At 65.4% G+C, this 24702-nt stretch carries 28 protein-coding genes and 1 tRNA gene; 19 read left to right on the top strand and 10 right to left on the bottom strand.

Annotated features, from left to right (window positions below; translation table 11 throughout):
• Positions 1–91: 91 nt before the first annotated feature.
• A complete protein-coding gene (locus SB4_RS02175; RefSeq protein WP_058751237.1) occupies positions 92–322 on the bottom strand; it encodes a hypothetical protein in 231 nt (76 codons plus the stop codon).
• Between the two features lie 135 nt (positions 323–457).
• On the opposite strand from SB4_RS02175, the gene SB4_RS02170 reads away from it, so the two are divergent.
• Positions 458–673: a hypothetical protein gene (locus SB4_RS02170; protein WP_058751236.1), complete on the top strand. Its 216-nt coding sequence runs from the start codon at positions 458–460 to the stop codon at positions 671–673.
• A 22-nt stretch (positions 674–695) separates the two neighbouring features.
• Here the strand turns inward: SB4_RS02170 and SB4_RS02165 are convergent, their stop codons facing one another.
• Positions 696–1331: a S24 family peptidase gene (locus tag SB4_RS02165; protein WP_241488448.1), complete on the bottom strand. Its 636-nt coding sequence runs from the start codon at positions 1329–1331 to the stop codon at positions 696–698.
• A gap of 78 nt (positions 1332–1409) precedes the next feature.
• Between SB4_RS02165 and SB4_RS19895 the strand changes: the two genes are divergently transcribed.
• The 9 genes from SB4_RS19895 to SB4_RS02125 all read left to right on the top strand — a co-directional run bounded on the left by SB4_RS19895 (position 1410) and on the right by SB4_RS02125 (position 9244).
• The gene (locus SB4_RS19895) at positions 1410–1586 is read left to right on the top strand and encodes a hypothetical protein (protein WP_167348896.1); all 177 of its coding nucleotides are present in this window, start codon (positions 1410–1412) and stop codon (positions 1584–1586) included.
• A complete protein-coding gene (locus tag SB4_RS02160) occupies positions 1583–1960 on the top strand; it encodes a hypothetical protein (protein ID WP_058751234.1) in 378 nt (125 codons plus the stop codon). The genes SB4_RS19895 and SB4_RS02160 overlap by 4 nt, the downstream gene beginning before the upstream one ends.
• Positions 1961–2048: 88 nt before the next feature.
• Positions 2049–4178 carry a TonB-dependent receptor gene (locus SB4_RS02155; protein ID WP_058751233.1) on the top strand — a complete coding sequence of 710 codons (2130 nt, stop codon included), beginning with the start codon at positions 2049–2051 and terminating at the stop codon, positions 4176–4178.
• A 144-nt stretch (positions 4179–4322) separates the two neighbouring features.
• On the top strand, positions 4323–4877 hold the full coding sequence (locus SB4_RS02150; protein ID WP_058751232.1) for a (2Fe-2S)-binding protein: 555 nt from the start codon (positions 4323–4325) through the stop codon (positions 4875–4877).
• Positions 4878–4972: 95 nt separating this feature from the next.
• A complete protein-coding gene (locus SB4_RS02145) occupies positions 4973–5398 on the top strand; it encodes a hypothetical protein (protein ID WP_058751231.1) in 426 nt (141 codons plus the stop codon).
• A 134-nt stretch (positions 5399–5532) separates the two neighbouring features.
• Positions 5533–6504 carry an RcnB family protein gene (locus SB4_RS20260; protein ID WP_082669903.1) on the top strand — a complete coding sequence of 324 codons (972 nt, stop codon included), beginning with the start codon at positions 5533–5535 and terminating at the stop codon, positions 6502–6504.
• Between the two features lie 71 nt (positions 6505–6575).
• Entirely contained in the window at positions 6576–7271 is a 696-nt protein-coding gene (locus SB4_RS02135) for a 2OG-Fe(II) oxygenase (RefSeq protein ID WP_058751229.1), read from the top strand.
• Between the two features lie 75 nt (positions 7272–7346).
• Positions 7347–9101: a single-stranded-DNA-specific exonuclease RecJ gene (recJ, locus tag SB4_RS02130; protein ID WP_058751228.1), complete on the top strand. Its 1755-nt coding sequence runs from the start codon at positions 7347–7349 to the stop codon at positions 9099–9101.
• Between the two features lie 68 nt (positions 9102–9169).
• A tRNA-Glu gene (locus SB4_RS02125) sits at positions 9170–9244 on the top strand.
• A gap of 10 nt (positions 9245–9254) precedes the next feature.
• Here the strand turns inward: SB4_RS02125 and SB4_RS02120 are convergent.
• The 8 genes from SB4_RS02120 to SB4_RS02085 all read right to left on the bottom strand — a co-directional run bounded on the left by SB4_RS02120 (position 9255) and on the right by SB4_RS02085 (position 15163).
• On the bottom strand, positions 9255–10370 hold the full coding sequence (locus tag SB4_RS02120; protein WP_058751227.1) for a site-specific integrase: 1116 nt from the start codon (positions 10368–10370) through the stop codon (positions 9255–9257).
• Positions 10352–10606, bottom strand: a complete 255-nt coding sequence (locus SB4_RS02115) for a hypothetical protein (RefSeq protein ID WP_058751226.1) — start codon at positions 10604–10606, stop codon at positions 10352–10354. Before SB4_RS02115 ends, SB4_RS02120 begins: the two co-directional genes overlap by 19 nt.
• Entirely contained in the window at positions 10603–11064 is a 462-nt protein-coding gene (locus SB4_RS02110) for a hypothetical protein (RefSeq protein WP_058751225.1), read from the bottom strand. The genes SB4_RS02115 and SB4_RS02110 overlap by 4 nt, the downstream gene beginning before the upstream one ends.
• A gap of 181 nt (positions 11065–11245) precedes the next feature.
• The gene (locus SB4_RS20640; RefSeq protein WP_058751224.1) at positions 11246–12460 is read right to left on the bottom strand and encodes a phosphoadenosine phosphosulfate reductase domain-containing protein; all 1215 of its coding nucleotides are present in this window, start codon (positions 12458–12460) and stop codon (positions 11246–11248) included.
• Positions 12461–12463: 3 nt separating this feature from the next.
• Positions 12464–12937 carry a hypothetical protein gene (locus tag SB4_RS02100; protein ID WP_058751259.1) on the bottom strand — a complete coding sequence of 158 codons (474 nt, stop codon included), beginning with the start codon at positions 12935–12937 and terminating at the stop codon, positions 12464–12466.
• Positions 12937–13692: a nucleoside/nucleotide kinase family protein gene (locus tag SB4_RS02095; RefSeq protein ID WP_058751223.1), complete on the bottom strand. Its 756-nt coding sequence runs from the start codon at positions 13690–13692 to the stop codon at positions 12937–12939. The genes SB4_RS02100 and SB4_RS02095 overlap by 1 nt, the downstream gene beginning before the upstream one ends.
• Complete coding sequence (locus tag SB4_RS02090; protein WP_058751222.1) at positions 13692–13988, bottom strand: hypothetical protein; 297 nt, start codon at positions 13986–13988, stop codon at positions 13692–13694. Before SB4_RS02090 ends, SB4_RS02095 begins: the two co-directional genes overlap by 1 nt.
• Positions 13989–14341: 353 nt before the next feature.
• Complete coding sequence (locus SB4_RS02085; protein ID WP_193753715.1) at positions 14342–15163, bottom strand: LexA family protein; 822 nt, start codon at positions 15161–15163, stop codon at positions 14342–14344.
• A 125-nt stretch (positions 15164–15288) separates the two neighbouring features.
• On the opposite strand from SB4_RS02085, the gene SB4_RS02075 reads away from it, so the two are divergent.
• From SB4_RS02075 to SB4_RS02035, 9 genes are all read left to right on the top strand, one after another.
• Positions 15289–15768, top strand: a complete 480-nt coding sequence (locus SB4_RS02075; RefSeq protein WP_058751219.1) for a phage regulatory CII family protein — start codon at positions 15289–15291, stop codon at positions 15766–15768.
• The gene (locus tag SB4_RS02070; RefSeq protein WP_058751218.1) at positions 15768–16043 is read left to right on the top strand and encodes a hypothetical protein; all 276 of its coding nucleotides are present in this window, start codon (positions 15768–15770) and stop codon (positions 16041–16043) included. Before SB4_RS02075 ends, SB4_RS02070 begins: the two co-directional genes overlap by 1 nt.
• Before the next feature lie 83 nt (positions 16044–16126).
• On the top strand, positions 16127–16663 hold the full coding sequence (locus SB4_RS02065) for a hypothetical protein (RefSeq protein WP_058751217.1): 537 nt from the start codon (positions 16127–16129) through the stop codon (positions 16661–16663).
• The gene (gene dnaN, locus SB4_RS02060; protein ID WP_058751216.1) at positions 16660–17781 is read left to right on the top strand and encodes a DNA polymerase III subunit beta; all 1122 of its coding nucleotides are present in this window, start codon (positions 16660–16662) and stop codon (positions 17779–17781) included. The genes SB4_RS02065 and dnaN overlap by 4 nt, the downstream gene beginning before the upstream one ends.
• Before the next feature lie 11 nt (positions 17782–17792).
• Entirely contained in the window at positions 17793–18149 is a 357-nt protein-coding gene (locus SB4_RS02055; RefSeq protein WP_153006017.1) for a hypothetical protein, read from the top strand.
• A complete protein-coding gene (locus SB4_RS02050; protein WP_058751214.1) occupies positions 18146–20737 on the top strand; it encodes a DNA methyltransferase in 2592 nt (863 codons plus the stop codon). The genes SB4_RS02055 and SB4_RS02050 overlap by 4 nt, the downstream gene beginning before the upstream one ends.
• A 272-nt stretch (positions 20738–21009) precedes the next feature.
• Complete coding sequence (locus SB4_RS20175; RefSeq protein ID WP_058751258.1) at positions 21010–21225, top strand: DUF2312 domain-containing protein; 216 nt, start codon at positions 21010–21012, stop codon at positions 21223–21225.
• Positions 21222–21689: a single-stranded DNA-binding protein gene (gene ssb / locus SB4_RS02040; protein ID WP_058751213.1), complete on the top strand. Its 468-nt coding sequence runs from the start codon at positions 21222–21224 to the stop codon at positions 21687–21689. The genes SB4_RS20175 and ssb overlap by 4 nt, the downstream gene beginning before the upstream one ends.
• An 81-nt stretch (positions 21690–21770) precedes the next feature.
• On the top strand, positions 21771–24572 hold the full coding sequence (locus SB4_RS02035; RefSeq protein ID WP_082669900.1) for a phage/plasmid primase, P4 family: 2802 nt from the start codon (positions 21771–21773) through the stop codon (positions 24570–24572).
• Positions 24573–24702: the final 130 nt, after the last annotated feature.

Raw genomic sequence — 24702 nt, 5'->3', positions numbered from 1 at the left:
TGAACAGATTTGCCGAGCCGATGGTCGCGACGCGAGGCCGATGGGCCGGTGTCGTCGGGAACCGCCTGGCGTTGTGCGTTTCCCGGCCTCCTCAATGGACGGTGCCGAACACCTCTTCGAGCTGCAACAGATCGATCAACCGCTCGATCTGACGCCAGCGGCAGAAATGGATGTGATTGCCGATGTCGCGGCTGCGCCCGGCCCGGATCGCGGCTTCGTCCCCCGCCGATCCGCCGAAACGCTCGATCATCGCAGACGCCGTCGCCACGTCGCCGTCACTCACGAACGGAGCGACAAAGGTGCCGCCGCGCTGATTAAACATGGATACTCCCGAACCGATCCTCGAACGACTGCGGGACTAGGCCAGGGTTATGAATGGAGCCATTTCAGCGGTGGTTAACGACCTGTCGACCACGCATGGCTGGTTTCGCGCGGCGCGGCGTGACAGGATGGCGGCATGACACCCGTCCCCGATCCGCACCCGTCCCAGCCGCATTCTCCCCAGCCGCAGTCCCAGGGGTCGACCGCCCATGCCGGCGGAATCTTCATCGCGCTGGGCGTCGTCGTCGGCATCGTCGCCGGGCTGGCGACCGGACAGGTGACCATGGGCGTGCTGATCGGCCTGGCGATCGGCATCGTCGTCGCCCTGCTCCTGTGGTGGCGCGGGCGGTAATCCACGCCGCTCCGCAAAACCCTCAGGCGGGCATCCGCATCTGCCACACCACCCGGCCGATCACCGCCATGGGCCCCTGGGGTAGCGGCGGCGCAGTGGGGTTGTCGCTGGAGGCGGTCAGCCCGTCCGGCCCCGCCTTCACCCGCTTGACCATCAGCACGTCACCGATGCGGATGACGTAAAGGCCCCCGCGCGCGGTCGGGCGGACATCGTCCTGGTCCACCACCAGATGATCGCCGTCGAGCAACCCCGGCGCCATCGAGTCGCCGCGCACCCGGATGACCGACCCTGCCCCCTCACGCAGGCCCAGCCTGCGCGCCAGTTGCCGGTCGATCGCCTCGACGCCCAGCATCACATCGTCATCCACCGTCGCGCCCGGCCCGGCCGAGGCCGCCACCGCCAGCCGCCGGACCAGCATCGGCCCATCCTCGACCGACGCGCCCAGCCGCGTTTCCGGCACCCCGAAAAACGCCGCCAGCTGTCGCCGGTCGTCCTCGGCCAGGACGCGTGGCGTGCCCCGCTGCACGAACTGCTGGAGATAGGCATCATTGCGGCCGAGCATCCGCGACAGCGCGGCAAGGCTGACCCCCGCCTGCCCCGCCAGCGCCTGAAGCGTTGCCCTGATCTCCGGTCCCGACATGCCCAATGATATAGGCATAGGATTTTTCCTAGACAAGTTGGAAATCAGAACAGATCATGAACAACGGAACAAGAATCGGACTTTGGGAGAACGTCCATGGAATTGCTGGGGTTGATCGAACGCTATCTGAAACGCAGCCATATGCCCGAGACGAAGTTCGGGCGGCTGGCGGTCAATGATCCCCGCCTGGTCAGCGACCTGCGCAAGGGCCGCGAGCCGGGCGCGCTGATGATCGCGCGGGTCTCTGCCTTTATCGCGGAGCAGCGCGCATGACGGCGCTCGCCCGGATTTCTTGCGCGAGCCCTGTCCGCATCGACCGATCGCAGCCGGTATGGCGGCGCCATCGCCCCGCCGATCGTGGCCAGAGGCTAGCGTGCGCGCTGACACGCGATGCGGCCAGTGCGGGCTGCGTGGTCACGCTGTCCGTTGCGAGCGTCGAGCCGTGGTCCTCGGCGACGTTCAGCGGGTCGGTGATTACGCTGATGCTGACCGCGCCGCCGACCGCTGCATTGTCGGCATGGCTGGCCGCCCTGCCCGAGCGCGACGTGCCACTGGGACGCGACATCGTCGCCGACCTGGCGGTCGAACCGGTGGATAGCGGATGGCGGTTACGCGCGCTCCTTTGCCTGGATGCGGCGAATGGATGACGAAAACGCCACCAAACCGTCATTTTCTACTTGATATGTTGTATCACCGCGCTACGCAGCAGGGCTTCTTTCATCGGGAGCCCTGTTCGTGTTCAAGCCCGTTTTGCTGTCCGGCCTGTCGGCCACCGCGCTTGCCAGCCTGCTTGCCGCCCCCGCCGCCGCCCAGACCAATGCCCCCTCCGCCAATCGTGGCCGCGAGATCGTCGTGACCGCGCCCGTGCGGCAGTCGGAAACGGACGTGCTGGCGGGCACCTCGATCGTGACCGGCGACGAGCTGGAGCGTTCGATCCGCCCGACCATCGGCGAGACGCTGGCCCGCCAGCCGGGTGTGTCGGCGACGTCCTTCGGCCCCAACGCCTCGCGCCCGGTGCTGCGCGGTTTTCAGGGCGAGCGTATCCGCGTGCTGTCCGACGGCATCGGCTCGATCGACGTGTCGAACACCAGCGTCGACCATGCCGTGGTCATCAACCCGCTGCTCGCCGAGCGGGTCGAGGTGCTGCGTGGCCCCTCCGCGCTGCTGTTCGGATCGTCGGCGGTCGGCGGCGTGGTGAACGTGATCGACACCCGCATCCCGCGCTCGGTGCCCGAGAAGGGCTATCGCCTGTCGGGCATGGCGTCCTATGGCTCGGCCGCGAACGAGCGTTCGGTGGCGGGTGCGACCGACGTCGCGGTCGGCAAGCAGTTCGTGCTGCACGCCGATGGATCGTATCTGAAGACCGACGACCTGAAGATCGGCGGCTATGTCCTGTCGCCCCGCGCCCGTGCCGAAGCGCAAGCATCGGCGGCGCAGGCCCCGAACGATCCGCTCGATTTCGGTGCCATCGCGAACCTTCGCGGTCGCCTGCCCAACACCGCCAGCGAGACCTGGACGGCGGGCGTCGGCGGCGCGCTGATCACCGACTCGGGCTCGCTGGGCATCGCCTATAGCCATTATGACAGCCTGTACGGCGTGCCGGTCCGCTACACCCTGACGCCGGGCGGCGAAGAGCCGGAAGCGCCGCGCCTCAGCCTGGTCCAGAACCGCCTCGACCTGCGCGGCGAGATCGAGACGGGCGGCGGCTTCCTCGAACGCATCCGCCTGCGCGCCGGGGCGGCCGAGTATCGCCATTTCGAGCTGGAGGAAAATGGCGACGTCGGCACGGCCTTCTACAACAAGGGGATCGAAAGCCGCCTGGAGCTGGTCCAAGCCAATCACGGTGGCTGGCAGGGCGCCTCGGGCGTCCAGTTCTTCAACCGCGACTTCGACGTGCGGGGGGACGAGGCGTTCCTGCCGCGCAACAACACCGCGCAGATCGGCCTGTTCACCCTGCAGCAGCTGGATCGCGGTGCGTTCAAGATGGAGGCGGGTGCCCGTTACGAGCATACCTCGCTGACCGCACGCACGGCAGTCAGCGACGACCGCTTCTTCCGGGGCCAGCGCAGCTTCGACGCGTTCTCGGGCTCGATCGGCGCCAGCTATGGCTTCGCGCCCGACTGGCGGGCGGGCCTGAACCTGTCGCGCACCGAGCGCGCCCCCTCGGCCGAAGAGCTGTTCGCCAACGGCCCGCACGCCGGGACGGAAGCCTACGAACTGGGCAACCCCAACTTCAAGAAGGAAGCCAGCTGGGGCATCGAGGCGACCGTGCACGGGCATGGCGACGGCTACAGCTTCGACGCCTCGGCCTATTACAACCGCTTCTCCAACTATATCTATGACGCGCTGGTCCAGCAGGGTCCGTGCGAGGCCGCCGCGGCCCCCTCGGGTCGAGAGGTCGACCTGCCCTGCTTCACCTATACCCAGGCCGATGCCCGCTATTACGGCATCGAGGCGGAGGGCTCGCTGCGCCTGGCCACGATCGGGAAATATGCGATCAATGCCGACCTGCTGGGCGATTATGTCCATGCCCAGATCATCGGCACCGGCCCCGCACCGCGCATCCCGCCGCTGCGCCTACTCGGCGGGCTGGAAGCGCAGTCCGACATGGTGAATGCGCGCGTCGAGGTGGAACGCAGCTTCAAGCAGACCCGCGTGCTGGGCCTGGAGACGCCGACCGACGGCTTCACCCTGGTCAACGCCTCGGTGCAGCTCAAGCCATGGGGCACGCTGAACCCGACGACGCTGACCCTGTCGGCCAACAACATCTTCGACGTCGATGCGCGCCGTCATGCCAGCGTGCTCAAGGACTTCGCGCCGCTCAGCGGACGCGACCTGCGCGCGACGCTCAGCTTCAAGCTCTGACGCCCCCTCGAGCGTTGAGACCTCAGGCCCTTCCCGCTCCGGCGGGAGGGGCTTTTTTTGCGTGATCGCCGGTGAGCGCGCTCGGCCGCGCCGATCCCAGGCCGGTAGCCCGCCGCCCCCGCATCGGCTAAGCCCTTCCTTCCGATGACCAGCTTCACCGTCAACAACCAGCCCGTCCGCTATCGCCTGCCCCCCGATACGCCCCTGCTCTGGGCGCTGCGCGATGCGTCGAACCTGACCGGCACCAAATATGGTTGCGGCAGCGGCGATTGCGGCGCGTGCACGGTCGATATCGACGGCCGCGCGGTGCGCAGCTGCCAGGTGCCGATCGGCCGGATCGAGGGCAGCGTGGTCACCACGATCGAGGGGCTGTCCCGCGACCGCTCGCACCCCGTGCAACAGGCCTTTCTGGCCGCCAATGTCGGCCAGTGCGGTTACTGCATCCCCGGCATGGTGATGGCCGCCGCCGCTCTGATCCACCGCAATCCCGATCCGTCCGAAGAACTGATCCGCGCGAGCATCTCCAATTTGTGCCGCTGCGGCATCTATCCCCGCTTGGTCGAGGCGATCCAACGTGCTGCCCGCGCCGCGCGGGGGGAGGAAACCATTCCGGCCGCCCCCCTGCCCGGCACCGAACCGGCGGACGCGGCGCGCGCGGTGCCTGCCCTGGTTCCAGGGGCGATGCCGCAAGATCCATGACGCCGCCCCATCCGGGAACAGCCAGTCTTAACGGGATGTCCATGCGAACCTGTTAGCGTGCCCCCGCGAACAGAAGGATGGGAGGCCGAGGCACGGTGCGGAAACGGATCGAGGAGCTCATCGAACAGCATCGCGACGTCAGGTCCGCCCTCGCCCGCCTTACCGCCCTGTTCGACCTGCCTTATCAGGACGCCGAACCGCATCTCTATGCCGCACGGGCCGATATCGGCCGCCGGGTCATGCGCTGCCTGAAATTTCAGGACGAGGTGGTCCTGGCACCGCTGCACGAGCGCGGCTTGCTGTCCCGAATTCCCTGCAGCGCGTCGATCGAATCGCGGACCCGCGAGCTCCGGCTGCTCTACTCCGCCCATATCGTCGATTGGACGGCGGGCGCGATCGCCAAGGACTGGCCGGGCTATATCGCGTCCGCGAAGCGGTTGAACGTGCTTCTCCACGAGCTCACCGCCCTGAAGGAGACGCAATTATATCCCGAGGCAATCCGATTGCTGGACCGTGCTTGACGGGCCTTGCCGCATTTCATGCCAATTCTTTCACGATGCTGACAGGTGGGTTCAGCAACCGCTCAACGCTGAGGTGGCAGGGTTCATCTCATGATCGGGGTCGGCTCGTGCGCCGACACATGGGGTAAGGCAAGATGAACAGGCGTTGGATGGCGGCCCTGCTGGCGGCGACGACGATGGTGGCGGGCGTTAGCCCGGCAATGGTCCGCGCGCAGGACCTGCGGATGAACGAAGGCCCGCGCGGTGGCCCCGGCGGTGGTCCGCAGCGCAGTGGACCGGGCGGCCCGGCCGGTCGCGTCGAACGCAGCGAAGGACGACCGATCTTCAACGATCGCGCGGCCTTCCCGGAAAACCGCCCCGCCTTCCGCCCGGACCATCCCGAGGCACCGCGTCCGCCCGCCCCCCAGCGAGCTCCCGAACCGGGCCCTCGCAATGATCGCTGGCGCGACCGGCCAGAGCCGTCCCCCGCTCCCCTGCCCGGCGAGGAACGTGCCTGGGGCAATCGCGGCGGCGGCTGGCGCGACCGGCCGCAACCAGGCCCTCAGCCCGTGCCGATGCCGCGCCCCGATCCGGTCGGACCAGGCGGCGTCCGGGTCGATCGGCCAGGCCCCGGTCCCGGAGACTGGCGGAACGACCGCCGTGCGCAGTGGCAAGAGCAGCAACGCCGCGACGACCGCTGGCGCGACGACGAACGACGCCAGCGCGAGGACCGCGATCGGTGGCGGCGCAACTATGGCGACTGGCGCGACCATAATGACCAGTCCTATGGCTTTGCCGAACGGCGCGCCTGGGCCGATCAGTGGAATCGCGGCTGGCGGCGTGACCGGCGCTATGACTGGCTGGGCTGGCGCTCGCTGAACCGGGGCGCCTATCACCTGCCCCGCTATTACGCCCCCTATGGCGGCTATGGTTATCAGCGCTTTTCCAGCGGCGTGATCCTGGAGCCGATGTTCTTCGACCAGAATTACTGGCTGGGCGATCCCTATGCGTATCGCCTGCCGCCCGCCTACGGATCGTATCGCTGGGTGCGCTATTATAACGACGCGATCCTGGTCGACCTGCGCAGCGGGCTGGTCGTCGACGTGGTGTACGACATCTTCTGGTGATGCGGGCGGGAGGGGGCGCCGCGGCTCCCTCCCCCCTTGTCTTTATGGCACGGGCATCGCAAATCGAAGGCATGTCGTTCTTCTCGAGGAAGCCGAAGGGCAACCCCGCCGCCTCCCCCGTCCGCGCGCGCTTCGGCGTCACCGTCGCGCAAGCGCTTGACGCGAATCCCGCCGTCACCCGCGTGGCGACCGATACGGCGCAAATCTATTATCAGGCGGACTTCCTGACCGGGGACCAGTGCGACAAGCTGATGGCGATGATCGACGCCAACCGCCGCCCGTCCACCCTGTTGTCGGACCGACCGGACTACGGCTTTCGCACCTCGGAAAGCTGCGACATGGCGCGCTGGTCCCCCGATGTGCAGCCGATCGACGAATCGATCGCCGCGCTGCTCGGCATCGCCCCTGAACAGGGCGAGACGATGCAGGGCCAGCGTTATGCCCCCGGCCAGCAGTTCCGCGCCCATCACGACTATTTCCATGAGAGCGAAAGCTATTGGGAAAAGGTGCGCGTGCATGGCGGACAGCGGACCTGGACCGCGATGATCTATCTCAATGACGTGGCCGAAGGCGGCGCGACCTGGTTCCCGCAGGCGGGCATCCGGGTCGCCCCGTGCCGGGGCCTGCTGCTCGCCTGGAACAACATGAAGCTCGACGGCAGCCCGAACGAGATGACCCTGCACGAAGGGATGCCGGTGGTCGAGGGCACCAAATATGTCATCACCAAATGGTTTCGCGAGGGCAACTGGGTCAACCACGCGAGCTGACGGCCCGCTCTTGTCGCGACTCCCGCGCCCGTGGCATGGCGTTCGCGTGACGTTCTATTCCCCGATGATCCGCCCATGACCGATGTTCTCGGCATCGCCCAGTCGATCCTGGGCCAACCCTGGCGCTGGCGGGCGCTGGCCGCCGATGCGCGCGACGGCCTGGGCCATGACGATCTGGTGGCGCAGTTGCTGCTCGCGCGCGGCTGTCCGCCCGATGCGGTCGAGGCGCACCGCGCGCCCTCGATCCGGGGCTTCATGCCCGACCCCTCGATCTTTCGCGACATGGACCGCGCCGCCACCCGTCTGGCCGACGCCGTGATCGCGGGTGAGGCGGTGGCGATCTTCGGTGATTACGATGTCGACGGCGCGACCTCGGCCGCGTTGATGGTGCGCCTGCTCCGCGACCTGGGCCTGAACCCCCGTCCCTATATCCCCGACCGCATGACCGAAGGCTATGGCCCGACCGAAGGAGCCTTGCTCCGGCTCCAGGCGGAGGGCGCGAACCTGATCGTCACCGTCGACTGCGGCGCCCAGGCCTTCGAGCCGCTGGCGGCGGCGCAAAGCGCGGGGATCGAAATCCTGGTCGTCGACCATCACAAATGCGCGACGGAACTGCCCCGCGCCCATGCCGTGGTGAACCCCAACCGGCTGGACGAGACGGAGGGCGCCGCGCACGGCCATCTGGCGGCGGTGGGAGTCTGCTTCCTGCTCGGTGCCGCGCTCATCCGCACGCTGCGCGCGCGCGGTTTCTTCGCGGACCGGGCCGAACCCCGGCTGCTCGACCTGCTCGACCTGGTGGCGCTCGGCACCGTCGCCGACGTCGCGCCCCTGAAGGGGCTGAACCGCGCCTTCGTCGCGCAGGGCCTGAAGGTCATGGCGCAGCGGCGCAATATCGGCCTGTCCGCTCTGGCCGAGGCCGCGCGCCTGACCCGCGCGCCGACCTGCTCCGACCTGGGCTTCGCGCTGGGCCCGCGCATCAATGCGGGCGGGCGCGTCGGTCGCGCAGATCTGGGCGTCCGGTTGCTCACCACCGACGATCAGGCCGAGGCGCGCGCCATCGCCGAGGAACTGAACCACTTCAACGACGAACGCCGCGCCATCGAAGCGGGCGTGCAGGCGACCGCGGAAACCTCCGTCGACCGCAGCCGCCAGGTCGCGGTCGTCTCGGGCGAAGGCTGGCATCCCGGCGTCATCGGCATCGTCGCCGGACGACTGAAGGAAAAGCTCGACCGTCCCGCCATCGTCATCGCGGTCGACGAACACGGCCTGGGCAAGGGCTCGGGCCGCTCGATCGCGGGCGTCGACCTGGGCGCGGCGATCCTGGCCGCCAAGGAGCACGGCCTGCTGATCGCGGGCGGCGGCCATGCCATGGCGGCGGGCCTGACGGTCGAGGCACACCGCATCGCGGAACTCGCCGATTTTCTGGAAGAGCGGCTCGCCGACGCCGTCGTCCGCGCCAGCGCCGGTCGCGCGCTGCTGGTCGATGCCGTCCTTGCTCCCGGCGGCGTGAACCCTGCCCTGGTCGGCGCGATGGACGCCGGCGGCCCATACGGCATGGGCTGGCCCGCCCCGCGCATCGCCGCCGGGCCGTTTCGTGTCATCCGCGCCGATCTGGTCGGCACCCATCATGTTCGCGCCATCGTCGCGGGCGCAGACGGCCGCAGCCTGAAGGCCATGGCCTTCCGCCAGGCCGACACGGCCCTGGGCCAGGCGCTGCTGGGCGCCGGGAGCACCCGCCGCCTATGGCTGGTGGGCCGCGCCAAGGTGGACGACTGGTCCGGCCGCGATGTGGCCGAACTCCATGTCGAGGACGCCGCCTGGGCCGATTGAAACGAAACTGAAAAAAGCCCTTGACCGTTTCACCCCCCTCCCTTAGAGGCCCCTCCACGCCACCCGGCGGCCCCTTCGTCTAGCGGTTAGGACGCGGCCCTTTCACGGCTGAAACACGGGTTCGATTCCCGTAGGGGTCACCAATGGCGGAAATCAGCCATTCTTGGCTGTCGCCATAGCGACTTTTGCCCCCGACAATCCGATGATTTTGCCCCCGGTCATGCGATCGGCCGCGCCACGGGCGACCATGAGGGCGCGCGTGCGCTTGCCGTAGTGCCGCACGATCTCGGGCGACATGCCGAGAATGGAGCCGACCTCGCTGTCGTTCAGACCCGTCTCGAGCAGGTAGCAGCACGCGTTCTTGCGCAGTCCGTGGAACGTGAAGGTTGCGCCTTCCTTGATCGTCTCGCGCGCGATCAGATCCTCCAACACTTCGCGCACTGGTTCCTTGTCCATCAGCTTGCGCAGGCGCTCTTGGATGGCGGCGGTTGTCTTGAACGGCGCTCCCGTGCGCTCGTATAGCAGCGTCACCGACTTTCTCGGCAGCTTGGCCAGCTCCTCGGTCCAGAGCGGATGCATCGGCACAGCGACGTCCTTCGTCACGCCGCCCTTGCGGACCTTCTCTTGGGTGAACTCCATGATCCCGGCCGTGATCCAGCCATATTGCATACGGATGCAATCGCCGATCCGCTGGCCGGAGCAGAGCCCCGTGATGATCGCCAGCCGGGTCATCGGTGTCGCTTCCTCTAGGCATACCCGCAGCAGGTCGACTGGCCACGGTTCATGCTCGCCCGTCTTTAGGACAGGGACTTCGTTGGCGGGGTTCTTGTCGATCAGGCCCAGCTTGATCGCGTGGCGCATCAGCGAGCCGAACACGCTGAGCCATACGTTGGCCTTGCCGGGCGTCTCGGCATAGGCGTCGCGCATCTTGTAGATCATGAACGGCCGGACGCCGGTAACGGTGCGATGGCCATGTTCGTCGATGATCAACTGAATGTAGCGGTCCTGATTTTCACGCGTACGTGCGCTCTTGGCCTGCCATTCGACCGAGCCGCGATAGTCCAGCGCTAACCAATGCAAGGTCCCGTGCTTCGGTCCGACCCGCGCGGGTGCCGTGCTTGAAAGCTGGCGATAAATTTCGTGGAACGTCGGATCATCGACAGCCGGCAGGCGATGATAAGTGTCTTTGCCCGCGATTTTACGACGGAAATAGAGCTGGCCCGAACCCGGTGGGCGCTCGGTCACATTTTTCACCGCAAATCGTCCCATGAAGTATCGCTGTCCTCGCTACGCGCCTGCGCGCGAGGCTGCTTGATGCTGAATTGCTTGGCAATGAGTCGATCGAGCTGTGCACGTGCCCAGAAGACGTTCGATCCCTCCTTCACTCCGATGTCACCGAAGCGGGTCAAGAACGTCGATTTCGACACGGACATATAGACGGCAGCGATATCGGCCGTCATCCGCGCTGGCCAGTCCGGCAGGCGCTGAAGGACCTCCGCTTTCACGATGCCGCCCTCCTTTGCTCCCAAAGGTTGTATTCGTGTGCGAGCCAGATATGCGGCCCCGACCCGGCAGCGACCGGCTGATGGTGCCACGCCAGCGCCTCCGCCAGTTCCGCCTGGACGCGCAGCTGGCGTTGGTCGGGGTTGTTGCGGGCCATCTGGCGCGCGCGATGGGCGATGACGGCCGTCTCCTCGCGCATCTCTTCCCATCCGCTGGCGAACGACCCCGACCAGTCGGACGGGTCTGGTAACGGGGCAGCGTCGATGACCAGGCGCCAGAGCTTCGCCACGCCAGTCATGATGCGCAGGCCGCGATCGGCCGCGTCCTGAGTCATCTTCTTCTCTTCGACTGCCTTGGGATAACCGGTCTCGCGCTGCTTCAGCAGATTAGCGGCCGTCGTCGCGATGCCCGCCAGATCGGCGCGGCGGGGCGGAAAACCGGCGTCGCTGACCAAGGTCATGGGGCCGGATCTCATGTCCGCCTCCGAAGGCGAGGGACGCGATGAGATGCGGCCTGGCGTGCATGACGCAAAGCAGCTTTCCCCGCGCGAGCGGCGGCGGGCTGAATGGTCCGAGCCACAATCGCCTCGACCGCTCGGTTCGTGAGCCAGCCGATGATCTGCATAGCGGGATCATCCGACATCATGCACCCACCAGATCGCGAAACAAAAGCGGTTGAACCGCGCCGCTGGGGTAGATTGCATCCATCCAAGCATCCGCGTGAGGCTCAGTTCCGTCCCATTTTTCAGGAAAAGTCTTGGCCTCGATCAGCTCGCGAATACGGGCTTCCTCCTCGTCGTTGATCAGATCGACGCGGGCGCGGCTCTGGATGTCGAGAATTCGGTCCAGTGCATGGCATCGCGCTTCCAGTGTCAACGGGCCCATCCGCTGCGGGTTCTTTGCAATCGAGCCATCCTTAAGTCGCTCGACACCACTCTTGCGGTGGCGTTGAGCAGGCAGACGCATCCACCGATAAAGCGGCTTGAGCTCGAGCAACGCGGAGAGATGCGCCCATTGCGGCATGGCGGACACGATCTCCAGCGCCGTATCCTTGTCCGTCAGGGGGCACGCAATGCAGCCGGTCCGCGCGGCAATATCCGCCGCGTCATCGCCGCCATAGGCATCTGCCATGATCGAGACGGGCCACTCGCCGTGGCCGGGCGCGAACGAAGCGCGACCGATCCAGTCCCACACATGGCATACCCGCCAGTGGAGGATGGGTGCCAACGTCGCGATCTTGCCGCGGACGCCCTTGGCGTCCGGCAGAATCTGCTGATACCAACCCTGTCCGCACTCCGCGCCGTCTTTTGAGCACGACATGACGATGCGGTCGTCGCGGATCGCGCTCTCGCCCTGGCGAACGCCGGTGATCATCAGCGCGGTGCCGTCGAGGTTCGACATAGCGGCAACCAAGGCTTCCGCCATCGGCTCAACCTTGATCTGTCGCGTACACCAGCGGAGCGTATTGTTGTTGGGAGGTGGTACGCCCCTTCCGAGGATGTAGACCATGAAGCGCTTGTCGAGCGGCGCGCGAACGACGTGCACGGTGATCCAGTTGCGCTGACGAAGGCGTTCCATCACCAACTCCGCTGCCCGCTGGATCGGCGGCAGCTCCTGCCGCGTATCCGCATAGAAGACATGAAGCCGGTCGGGTTGGGGAATGCGGCCGGTGTCGATCAGCCAAATGATGACCGTCAGCGTGGCGGTGCTGTCCTTACCGCCAGACCAAGCGATGGCGTAGTGGCCATGGCGGTCCCAATAGGCCAGCAGAGATTGCACGGTTAGCTCAATCGCTTCGTCCAGCACCATGAAATCGCCATCAGCGCCGTTGGCGAAGAGGTTTGGCACCGCCGACATCCGTCAATCCTCCCCACAACCGCGACCGACCAGCTCGCCCTGCGCGCCCCCGGTAAAGTCCTGCCAATGCTTCCAGCCGTTGGGGCAGTGGAAACCCCACTCTCGGACCTTGGGCCCGGTCATGAACAATGAGACCGCGCGCTCACCTGGGAGGATTTCCAGACGATGAGCGGCGGCCGCGCCGCGTTCACCGATCCAGCCGGCTTCTCGCAAGAAACTGCCGTCCGGCGTGTGCTCGACATACCGCCCGGCGAGCAGGTACGACGTGTTGGGCCACGGGTGATCGTGGAGCGCCCGATCGTCGTCGCTGCGCAGGATCTCGTGCAGATAGAGGTTGAGGCTCGCGTTGCGAGGAACGATCCACCAGCGCCGGAGGTAGGGCTTTTCTGGTTCACCAATCACGAAATCGGGCGCGCGGGACATTTGCGCGGCGGCCCATGCGGCCATCGCGTCGAGCGAAGCATAGCTCTGGAGCATCACGACCTCGGGGAAAATAGGGAGAGGATCGACCGCTGGCGATCGCCGGCCGGTTCGGGAGCAGGCGGCGCGGGCGCGACGCGGGCGGGGACGTTCGGGCCGTGCCACTGCTCGTCGTTCGTATCGAGAGCCCAGCCGCGTTCGTAGCCATGCTCCTTTGCCCAGGCGGTGAAGGTCGCGTTCAGCCGGTCGATCAGCTGTTGAGCCGCTTCCTCTTCCCACCAGAGCGGGCCGCTTTCCCCGTCGTCCCCGAGGTTCTGGCCATTGGCGGCGTCGAAGGCGTCCGCAATCGCGCCTTTCTCCTGCACCATGTCCATGTCGAAGATGGCGAGGTCGTGCTGCACCGGCCGGCCAGTGGCGGTCCAGAAGCCTTCGTCCGTTTTGGCGAGGGCGGCGGTTGCGGCGGCTTCACGACTGCCATGCGGCCCGAACCACGCCTCCGCGTCCTGCAACTCGCGGACCATGCTGTAGTAATAGGAATGGCCGGTGAAGCCACCATCGGGGATAGGCTCCAAGTCCAAGTCGCGACGGGCCACCGAAATCGAGATGAACGTGTGTCCGGCACCAAAGAGATGGACCAGTTGCGGAAGACCATCCGTCGTCAGGAACAGGGCGCCGCGCGGCAACATAAAACCCTTGCGGATGCGGCCTATCTCGCTCCCGTCAACGATATTGGTGCAGCCATAATGCTTGGCGAAGCGATCGGCGTGGAAGGTCTTGCCGGTCGCGGGCGGGCCATAGATGATGACGGCCATCAGATCCGTCCCGCCAGATAGGCGCGTGCTACCGCGAACAGGACGTAAAAGACGAGCGTATTGGCAACGAGCAGGATGAGTGTGAGCGTTCGATCGCGGCTGCGGCGTTCGCACGTCGCGGGCGGCGTGATGCCGCACGCGCGCCAGCGCTGAACAGTGGCAGCGATATCGCGCGAAGCCGGTGGCAGGATTGGCTGACCGATCGTCGCTGGCGGCTCGTGTCCCAGCCCGGTCATGAATTCGTAGAGCGAGGCGTCAGTGCCTTCGCCATCGTGATGATGCGGTTGGATGCGCATGGGGTGCTCCGGCGGGCGGAATGTCCGCGTCCCCCCTAAAATGCCATTTCGGCATCTTTCGTCAACGGTAAAGTTGCCATTATGGCATTTTGCGATTTAGCGTATTGATCCAGTTCTACATTTGTTCCAGCTTTGCCGGGTCAGGGTGAGTGGATCGATGGGTCGAATCGTTGTTCATTGGTATCGGGCAATGTGTTTTGGAAGGCCGATCGGGCCTTGGCGGCAGGGGATATCAGCGGCCCGCGCCGATCTCGTATCGGCTAAGCTCGGCTCTTACGAACCAGACGGTTTCTTCATCACGGTGCCGGGCGCTTTGCAGTGCCAGTCCGCCTGGATGGACTTCGACGAGGCGATCAGCGCTCGCGCATCAGTGACACAACGCGGCCTAGCACGGTGAAGGCCTGACCGTCGCCGATGAGGATCGTCGAATGGATGGGGTTCGTCGATCGCGGCACCAGGCGAAGGGGGTCAGCCTCGAATTGCTTGAACGTCGCCTCCCCATCGCCGTTGAGGACGACGAACAATCGACCGGGAAACAGCGCCTTGTCGTCCAAATCAACGACGACATAACCCCCGTCCTCTATCTCCAAATCCATGCTATCCCCCTGCACTTGCAGAACGATCGCGTTGGGTGATGCGGTTGCGGCCCGCACAGGCATATGACCCAAAGGCTGCTCGACGGCCTCCCGCCATGATCCTGCTGCGACTTGCCCGATGATCGGGAGCATCCGGACTTCACCGCCCTGTAACGGCGCGGTCCTGGCCTGACCTAGCCATGCTTCGATCTTGCGCATTTCGTCCAACTTGAAAGCGCGCTTGCCCGTCAGTCGCTTATTCACGGCGGTCGGGTCGATCCCGATCAGGTTCGCGAGGTCAGCCTGCGTGAACCCCCGTTCCTTCATCAGCTTGCGGATTTCAGCGTTTTCCATGCCAACACCGGTCGCGGAAAACATGCCGATATGGCAAATGCCGTTTTGGCATTTTCCATCTTGTGCATAAACTGCCATTTTGGCATGTTTGGCGACATGGACGCTTTCGCCAATGATCTGATCGACGCGCTCGGAGGTACGACCGCGACCGCCAACCTCGCTCACACGGGGGTTTCGACCGTGCACAATTGGCGGAGAAACGGTCTCTCCGCTTCTCGGCTCGATCACCTGCACCGCATTGCGCAAAGCCTGTCCCCTTCGGTCGATGTCGCCACGCTGGCGGAAAAGCACGGTGTTGTGCTCCCGTGTATCCAGCCGGAGCCGGCGCCGTCATCCGGAAAGATCGACAAAATTTCCGCCCCGGTGCTGGCATGAAGCCCGAGCATCTGAACCTCAAGTTTGCGGCTGGCGACCTGATCAAGGGCGTTGGTGGCGTCGAGTATGCGGCAACCGTCTGTCGTGTCGGCAAGAGCACGCTGTCGGATGCGCAGAACCCCGGCAAGCCCGACAACTTTCTCGCGATCGACGTCGTGTTCGATCTGGAGCCGCTCGCTCGTGAGCGCAGCGGATGGCCGCATGTCACGCGGGCGCTGTGCGCCGCGAACGGCGGCATGTTCGTGCCTTTGCCTGAAGCGCCGGTCACGCGCGAAGACCTGCTGATGCTCTTGGCGCGGAAGGCGCGTGAAAGTGGTGAGCTGACCGAGGCTGCCATCGCTTGCTGTTCGTCCGTCGATGACAATCCGGCCGAACGCCGGAGTGCAGCGGGGCGCGCGATCAAGGAACTGGATGAGGTGGTCGCGGTCGCGCTGGAGATGCGCGTCGCGCTGAAATCGATCGAGGGAGAGAATTGATGCGCAGCAAGCTGAGCCTAGGAACCCGCCCGCCGCATGAGGCGGCGCGCCGGATCGCGCAGTGGGTCATGACGCTGCCCGGTGGCGTTCAAGAGGCAGCCGACGCCCTCAATATGCCAGCCGATTGGGTCCAGCGCATGGTCGCGGACGAAATGGTGCCGGGCCTCGACGATGGCCTCCGGCTGCACAAGCTCATCGGCGTCACGGCCCGCATGTTCCGCGTGCCCGCGCGGGGCGGCTGGTTCGACCGCGTGCCTTTCGCGCAGGCGGGCTGATGCTGATGTCCGAGATCGCATGCGGGACTCCCGCCGCGTGCGACGGCGCGGGGGAGGTTCCTCTCCCCTCTCCCGCGCCGCTTATGATTGACGAAGTGCCCGGCATCGTCGCGCCGCGCGAGCGGATCGCGGCCTGGCTGACCATTGCGCAGGCGGGGGACGAGTTCGTCTATGCCAGCCGGATGATCCGTTTGCCCGCGAAATCGCCGGGTGCAGAGGTCGTGCGGGGACTGGTTCGGAACGGCATGGTGTTCGCCTATCAGCGACCCATCCCCGGCCGGTCGGAGCGGAATTATTGCATCAAGCGGTCGAGCAAGCCGTTGACCCCGCCCGCGCCCGTGCGACCACGTCTGAGTGCGGTGGTCGAGAGCATTGCGGACGACGAGGTCGACACGGTCAACGCGGTGATGGCGCAGCTGTCCCGCGCGGCGCGGTTCCGGCTCCCCTGCCCCACCGATGCGCAGATCGCGCGGCGGGCGGGGATCGCGGCGGACCGGGTGCCGGAGATTCTGCAGATGATGACGGCTGCGGCGATGATCCGGGTCCATGCGGCCCCGGCCCCGACGCTCCGCTTCGTGACGATCGTGGATACTAATGAGCGAACAGGGGTAGCTGTATGAAGGTCGAGGTAGAACGCGACGCGCTGATGGGCGCGGTCCGCGCGGTGATCGATGTGGTTGAGGCGCGGACGACGATCCCCGTGCTGTCGAACATGCTGGTCGAGGTCGAAGGCGGTTCGCTGACGCTGACCGGCACCGATCTGGATCTGCAGGTCAGCGCGACGGTTCCGGCGGCTGGCGAGATGAAGACGACGGTCGATGCGCGCAAGTTGCAGGCGGCAGTCGATTCTCTTTTCAAGGGCAAGGTGTCTATCGCGCCGATCGACGGCCGGGCGGCGGTGACGCTGAAGGCGGGTCGCGGGCAGCGCATCCTGCCGACGCTATCAGCTGCGGATTTTCCGAAGCGGGCAGCTATCACCGATGCGCGGACCTTCTCCATTCCGGCAGCCGACCTGTCGCGTATTTTGGACACGGCGTCGGTGGCGATGTCGACCGACGAGACGCGGTTCTATCTGAACGGCATTTATATTCATCCGTGGGAAGGCCGCCTGCGCGGTGCCGCGACGGATGGTCATCGGCTTGTGCGGGTCGAGGTCGCCCTGCCCGCTGGAGCCGAGATGATCGAGGGCGTCATCCTGCCCCGCAAGGCCGTCGGCCATCTGCGCAAGCTGCTGGCCAAGCATGATGGGCCGGTCGGAATCGAGACGACAACGGCGGCGATGGCGTTCCAGATCGGCAATGTCAGGGTCCTGACTAAGCTGATTGATGGGACCTTCCCCGACTATAACCGGATCATTCCCGAGCATGCGAGCCGTGGCTTCACCTGTCGGCCCGCCGTGGTGTCCGAGACGGTCAGCGCCGTCACGGCCGTCACCGCGCCGGAAGGCGAGAAGATGAAAGTGCGGTCCGTCGTCCTGGCGATCGCTAACGCACCGAACGAAAGCGAGGCGCGCGCCAAGGATCAGACCGGCACCAGCGCGAATGAGGCTTTCGATGTCGAGCCCGTCGGAGAACCGATCCAGTTCGGGGTGAACCGGGATTATCTGCGGTCGCTGGTGGCGCTGTTCCGGGAGAACGGGGCGCTGACGCTCGATATTCGCGATCCGGCCTGCCCGATGAAGCTGACCGGTGAGCACGATCCCGACCTGGTCGCGATCGTCATGCCGATGCGCGTTTGAAGGAGGTCGATATGCGTACCTATGATTTCGATAACGATTTCAGCCCACGCGAACTGGCGGAAGCGCTGCGCGACGCAGGCTTCCCGCGCGATGCGACGCTCAGTGCGATCATCAACGGGTCGATCGAGGATGTTGATCATGAGGTGAACCTGACCTTCACGCTGGGTGAAGATGAGATGATCGACGATTTGCACGATGACGCGATCATCGAGGCTTATCGTGACCTGGCGGACGATGCCACGTCGGCACGGGATATCGAGGACGGCCTGGCCTACGCACTGAAGGGCGACAAGGCGATGTCGCGGGCCATGTTCGCGCGCGTGTTCGAGGGGGGCAACCTCCAGGCGGTCGAGCGGGCGCTGTCATGAGTGCGGACGCCTATTCCGACTTCCTCAAGGCCAAGGTCGCATCGGCCGTCCCGATGGGCCTGCCATGCGCGCCGGAGGATATCCGGTCGCATCGTGTCGACGGCCATCCGATCCGCGACCATCAGCGGGCCTGTGTCCGCTGGGGCGTCGAGGGCGGGCGGCGTGCCTATTTCCTGGCCTTCGGTCTGGGCAAGTCGACGGTGCAGGTCGAAACTGGCCGGATCGTGCTGGCCAAGCTGGCGGAGGATCCGGAGCGCGTGGCGCCCTTCGAGCCGATCGGGTTGATCGTCGGGCCGCTGGGTTGCCGGTCGGACATGATCGCCGATGCCGCGCAACTGGCGGTCGACCTGCGGTTCGTTCGCGACATGGACCAGCTATGGGCGGCCTATGCCGAGGGCGTTCGCATGTTCCTGACCAATTTCGAGACGGTGCGGGAGGGCAAGCTGGACGTCAGCGTGTTCAGCTTCGCATCGATCGACGAGGCGGCGGCTCTGCGCGATTACGGGTCGGAGACGTTCCAGACGTTTCTCCCGCTCTTCGAGCCGGTGCCGTATCGCTATGTCGCGACGGCGATGCCCGCCCCCAACCGGTATAAAGAGCTGATCCATTATGCGGCGTTCCTGGGGATCATGGACAGCGGGCAGGCGCTGACCCGGTTCTTCCAGCGCAATTCGACCAAGGCGGGCGACCTGACCCTCTATCCGCACAAGGAGGAGGAGTTCTGGTTGTGGGTGAACAGCTGGGCGGTATTCCTCCAGAAGCCCAGCGACCTGGGCTTTTCGGATGAGGGCTATGCGCTCCCTGAGCTCGTATTCCGTACGCATATGGTGGCGGCCGATATTGCGGCGGCCGGTGAGGATCGGGACGGGCAGCAGCGGCTGTTGAAGACCGCAGCGGCGGGCGTGGTCGAGACGGCGCGCGAGGCGCGCGACACGATCGCGGCGCGGTGCGGCAAGGTGGCGGAGATCGTAACGGCGGCGCCGGATGATCACTTCATCCTGTGGCATGATCTTGAGGACGAGCGGCGGGCGCTGCGCGATGCGCTGGGCAATCCGGCCGGTCTGGTCGAGGTGTTCGGGTCGCAGAAGCTGGAGCGGAACGAGGCGCTGGCGGACGGGTTCGCGGCGGGCGAGCATCGCCTGTTGTCCGCCAAGCCGTCGATGCTGGGGGCCGGGCGGAATTTCCAGCATCACTGCCACCGTGCGACGATCTTTCCGACGTACAAGTTCCACGACTTCCTCCAGGCGCTTCACCGCATCTATCGGTTCATGCAGCGCCATGAGGTCGTGATCGATCTGGTCTATGCGGAAACGCAAGCCGAGCAGCTGCGCGAGCTGATGCGCAAATGGGACGATCACAAGGCGATGGTCGAGCGGATGTCGGAGATCATCCGCCGCTATGGCCTGCGGCACGACGCGGCGGTCCAGATGACGCGGACGATGGGCGTCGAGCGGGTGGTCGCGCAGAGCGAGGAGCCGGGGGAGCCGGTGTGGACGGCCGTCAATAACGACTGCGTCGCGGAGACGCGGGCGATGCCGGACAATTCGGTCGACTTGATCGTCACCTCGATACCGTTCGGTAACCATTATGAATATTCCGCCCGATATGAGGATTTCGGTCATACCGACGACAACCAGCATTTCTTCGGGCAGATGGACTATCTGACGCCCGAACTGCTGCGCGTCCTCCGGCCCGGCCGCCTGGCGTTCATCCATGTGAAGGACCGTATCCGGTTCGCGGCGGTCACCGGCCTGGCGCGGCCCACGGTCGATCCCTTCCATGCCGATACCATCGCGCATTTCATGCGGCACGGCTTCGCCTATTGCGGGATGCGCTTCATCTCGACCGACGTCGTGCGGGAGAACAACCAGACCTATCGGCTGACCTATAAGGAATTGAAGCGCGACAGCACCAAGATGGGCTGTGGCAGCCCCGAGTTCCTGCTGTGCTTCTACAAGCTGCCGACCGACCGGTCCAAGGGCTATGCCGATGTGCCGGTCATGCATGTCGAGGAAGAGTATAGCCTCGCGCGGTGGCAGGTCGATGCCGACAGCCTGTGGCGGTCGTCGGGCAACCGGCCGGTGCGCCCGGACGAGCTGGGCGTGATGCCGCCCGGCGCGCTGGCCAAGGCATTTCCCGCCTGGTCGGTGCAGGACGTGTACGATCACGAGGAGCATGTCGCGATCGCGGAGGCGCTGGCGGCGCGTAACGAGCTGCCCCGCACCTTCGCGGTCATGCAGCCCGCCTCGATGCGGACCGATGTATGGACCGATATCGCGCGCATGCAGACGCTGAATGGCGAGCAGACGCGGCGTGGCCTCGAGAATCATATCTGCCCGCTGCAATTCGACATCGTCGACCGGGCGATCCGCCTGGGCAGCAATCCGGGTGAGCTGGTCTATGACCCGTTCGGGGGACTGATGACGGTGCCCGTTCGCGCGATGCGGCTCGGGCGGCGCGGCCTGGGATGCGAGCTCAACCCGCAATATTGGCGCGATGGCGTCCGCTATTGCCGGGAGACGGAAGCCGAGCGCTCGACGCCCACGCTGTTCGACCTGCTAGGGTTGAACGAGGCGGTGCCGGCATGAAGATTAAGCTGGAGCATCAGGTTCTGACGGCGGTGGGTGCGATACTCGGCTCGGTCGATCGCATGTCGCTGGACGATGTGTTCGAGCAGCTACCGCCGCACCTGAAGGCCGCGAACCCGAGCATGAAGTCGATCACGAAAGCGATCGTGCATGCGGGGTTCGTCGGCAAACAGGCCGGCGGCGGCTCGGTCGTCTATGTCCGGTCCGATGTGCCCACCGAGCCCGGCGCCGATCACAACGGCTGCGAGGAGGGATCGGTCACAGCCGACGAAATGCGGCTGTTGCTGGAGCGCGCGGAGCGGCTCGAGGAAGAGAAGAAGGGCATCGCCGATGACATCAAGGATGTGTGGAAAGAGGCCAAAGCGCGTGGATTTGATGCTCCGGCCCTGAAAGACATCATGAAGATGCGCGGCAAGAAGAAGGAGGATGTCGTTGCCAAGCAGGCGATCCTCGACACGTACATGAGAGAATTGGGGATGATGGCATGAGCGGCAGCGTCAACAAGGTCATTCTGGTTGGCAACCTCGGGCGCGATCCGGAGAGCCGTTCCTTTCAGAACGGCGGCAAGGTGGTCGAATTGCGTATCGCCACGTCGGAAAGCTGGAAGGATCGCAACAGCGGAGAGCGCAAGGAAAAGACCGAGTGGCATACGGTCAAGATCTTCAACGAGGGTCTCGCGAATGTCGCGGAGCGTTATCTGCGCAAGGGCTCCAAGGTCTACCTGGAAGGCATGCTGACCACGCGGAAGTGGCAGGATCAGCAGGGCAATGACCGCTATTCGACCGAGGTTACGCTCCAAGGCTTCAATTCGGTGCTGACCATGCTGGACGGCCCTGGTCAGTCCAATGGCGATGATCAAGGATCGGCACGTGGCTCCGGGGGCGGCCCTTCGGGGCAGAGCCGGCGCGCCTCCGCGTTCACTGACGATCTGGACGACGACGTTCCCTTCTGACGTTCGCGCGCTGACGCGCCCCCGATGGCAGGCCGGGTCATGCCTGCCCAATCATAGATACGCTCCGGGGGCTTGTTTCCGATGGCATCGAATATTTCCACGTCGTCTCTGCTGGAGGCGGCGCTTGATTACGCGCGTCGGGGGTGGCCGGTCTTCCCCTGCGATCCGCGCACGAAGCGGCCCTATCTTGCGATGGACCGCGACGATGAGGGTAAGCCGATCAAGGGCACGGGCGGCGTCACCAAGGCGACGACCGACGAAGATCAGATTCGCGCATGGTGGCGCAAATGGCCGCGCGCGATGATCGGCGTGGCGGTCGGCCGGGCAGGCCTGATCGTCATCGATTTCGATCCTGGCGTCTATGACGTCATCGATCGCAGGACCAAGGAGATCACCGGTCAGGAGGAGTGGACGCTCGAGCAGCTGAAGGATGCGCTTGCCGAGCGCATGGAAGGCGAGATGCTGCCCGCCACGCTGACCTCGGTGACGCGGTCGGGAGGTGAACATCAGTGGTTCAAGATGCCGGCCGGGGAGCCGATCGGCAATACCGGCAGCCTGCCCAACCATATCGACGTGCGTGGGCTAGGCGGTTACGTGATCGCGCCCCCGAGCCATTTCGAGGGCAATGACGATGATGCGCCTGGCGACTATCGGTGGTTGATCGATGGTGATGCCGGCCGGATCGCGGAGTGTCCCGATGCGCTGGTCGCGATCATGCGGGCGCCGCCACCCCGCAATACGGTCGACGATGCCGAACCTGCGGCGGTCGCCACACGGTTCGCGGTCGACCTCGACGCGTCCACACGCCGCTACGCGATGCATGCGCTGGATGCCGAGCTGCAGGAGCTGGCATCCACACCGAGGTCCGGCGGCCGACATGGCGGCCGGAACATGGGCGCCTATTGGGCCGCCTACAACCTGGGCCAGTTCGTGGGTGCCGGCGCGCTATCCGAGACGCTGGTCAAGCAATCCCTGCTCGATGTCATCCGGACCTTCGATCCGACCGCCTATGAAAAGCATAAGGATGCGGTGGAGAACGGCCTCGCCAACGGGATCGCAAAGCCTCGCGACCTCAGCGCCGTAGGCGCTCAAAAGACGCGCGGCCGCGATAGCGGCCGGTCATCATCCTCTTCGGTCTATCCCCCGGCCGCCCCTCCAGAGGCTTACGCCGATGATTTCGACCGCCCCGGACCCCGCGAGGAGGAGGACAGCGAAGCCTCCTTCCATATTGGAACCGTCGCTATTCCAGCCCTTCCGGGGGGCGTGGGGGACAGGATCGCGCCGGAGGCAAACCCGGAGGTCGACCGGCGGTGCGCATTCTTCTCGCTGACCGATTTGGGCAATGCCGAGCGGTTTCGGGCGCGGCATGGATGGCGTTTTCGTTTCTGCAACGAACTTGGTTGGTTCGTTTGGGACGGGCGGCGATGGGAACTGCTGTCCGAGGAAAAGGACAAGGTGCCCGGTAAGGTCAGCTTGGCGGTGTTCGATACGGTGCGCGCGATCCGCAACGAGGCGGACCTGGTCGAGGCCAGCGGGTTGCGCGAGGACGTTCCGGCCGATGCGTCGGATGATGAGAAGGCGGCCGCGCTGGATCACATCGTCGGGTGGCGGGGATCGGGCGATAACAAGGTGCCGGTCTTCTATTCGGAGACGCTGCGGGCGCATGCCAAATCGTCCGAGGGAGCCAGTCGCCTGGGCTGCATCGCCGGGCTGGTGAAGTCGTTCGATGACGTCGCGATCCGCGCCGATGCGATGGACGCCGATCGCATGGCCATCAACGTGTTGAACGGAACCCTGCGGATCGTCGCCAAGCCCGGCGGCAACGAGCCGGTGATTCAGCGCTTCGATCATAATCCGGCCGATCTGATCAGCAAGATCGCGAACGTCGTCTATGATCCGGCCGCCCCGTGCGAGGCATTCGATGGCTTCCTGTTGACCGTGCAACCGGATGAGGCGACGCGGCGGTTTCTCGGTCAGTGGCACGGCCTGTCGCTGACGGGCGATATCAGCGAGCAGAAACTGGCCTTCTACCATGGCAAAGGCCGTAACGGTAAATCGACGATGGTCGATGCTTGCAGCGAGGTTGCGGGCGATTATGGCGGTTCCGTCGCGATCGAGACGTTCCTCGATCAGGGGCGCGGGCGCAAGGGTGGCGAGGCCACTCCGGACCTCGCGCGGTTGCCGGGCATCCGCTTCCTCCGGACCTCCGAGCCTGAGAAGGGTGCGAAACTGGCGGAGGCCCTGATCAAGCTGATCACCGGTGGCGAGCTGATCGACGCGCGCCATCTGAACAAAGGGTTCTTCTCCTTCCTGCCCAGCTTCAAGGTGACGATTTCGGGCAACCACAAGCCCAAGATCACGGGCCATGACGATGGCATATGGCGGCGCGTGATGCTGGTGCCCTGGGACGTCCAGATCGCGAAAGAGGATATCGATCGCCAGCTGCCCGAAAAACTGCGCAAGGAAAAGTCCGGCATCCTCAATTGGATGCTGAAGGGGCTGATCGACTGGCGCATGAACGGGCTGGTCGAGCCGGAGAGCGTGCTGGCGGCAACCGCGAAGTATCGAGAGCAGAGCGATCAGCTCGGTCGCTTCCTTGACGAATGCACAAAGCCTGTAGAGGGTGCGCGCTCCAAATCGTCGGTGCTCTTCGCGCTCTTCACCGCCTGGGCCAAGGCGACGGGCGCCGGGGAGTGGCAGCCTCAAGGCTTTTCCAAGGCCATGGAAGATCGCGGTTTCGAGAAGAAGACCTCGAACGGCGTCCAGTGGCTCGACATCGAGATGATCAAGGATGTGGGCGATTTCGCTGACGCATCCGGGGACGAGGGTGACGGCGGATATGCCGGATATCCCGGACCCTATGGTGACGATGTCCCGCTGTAGGCTGATGTTGGAAGGATGGCTCCTTCCACATGGAAGCACGATTGGAAGGACGAAAATGGCGGTTTTCTGCGGCATTGGAAGGGGTGGAAGGGCTCTGCTTGGTCCTGCCTCATGCGCGCATGCGCGCATG

The organism is Sphingomonas sanguinis, from assembly GCF_001476905.1.
GTDB lineage: Bacteria > Pseudomonadota > Alphaproteobacteria > Sphingomonadales > Sphingomonadaceae > Sphingomonas > Sphingomonas sanguinis_B.
The sequence above is the reverse complement of the archived record's forward strand: the minus strand, read 5'-3'. Positions and strand labels throughout refer to the sequence as shown.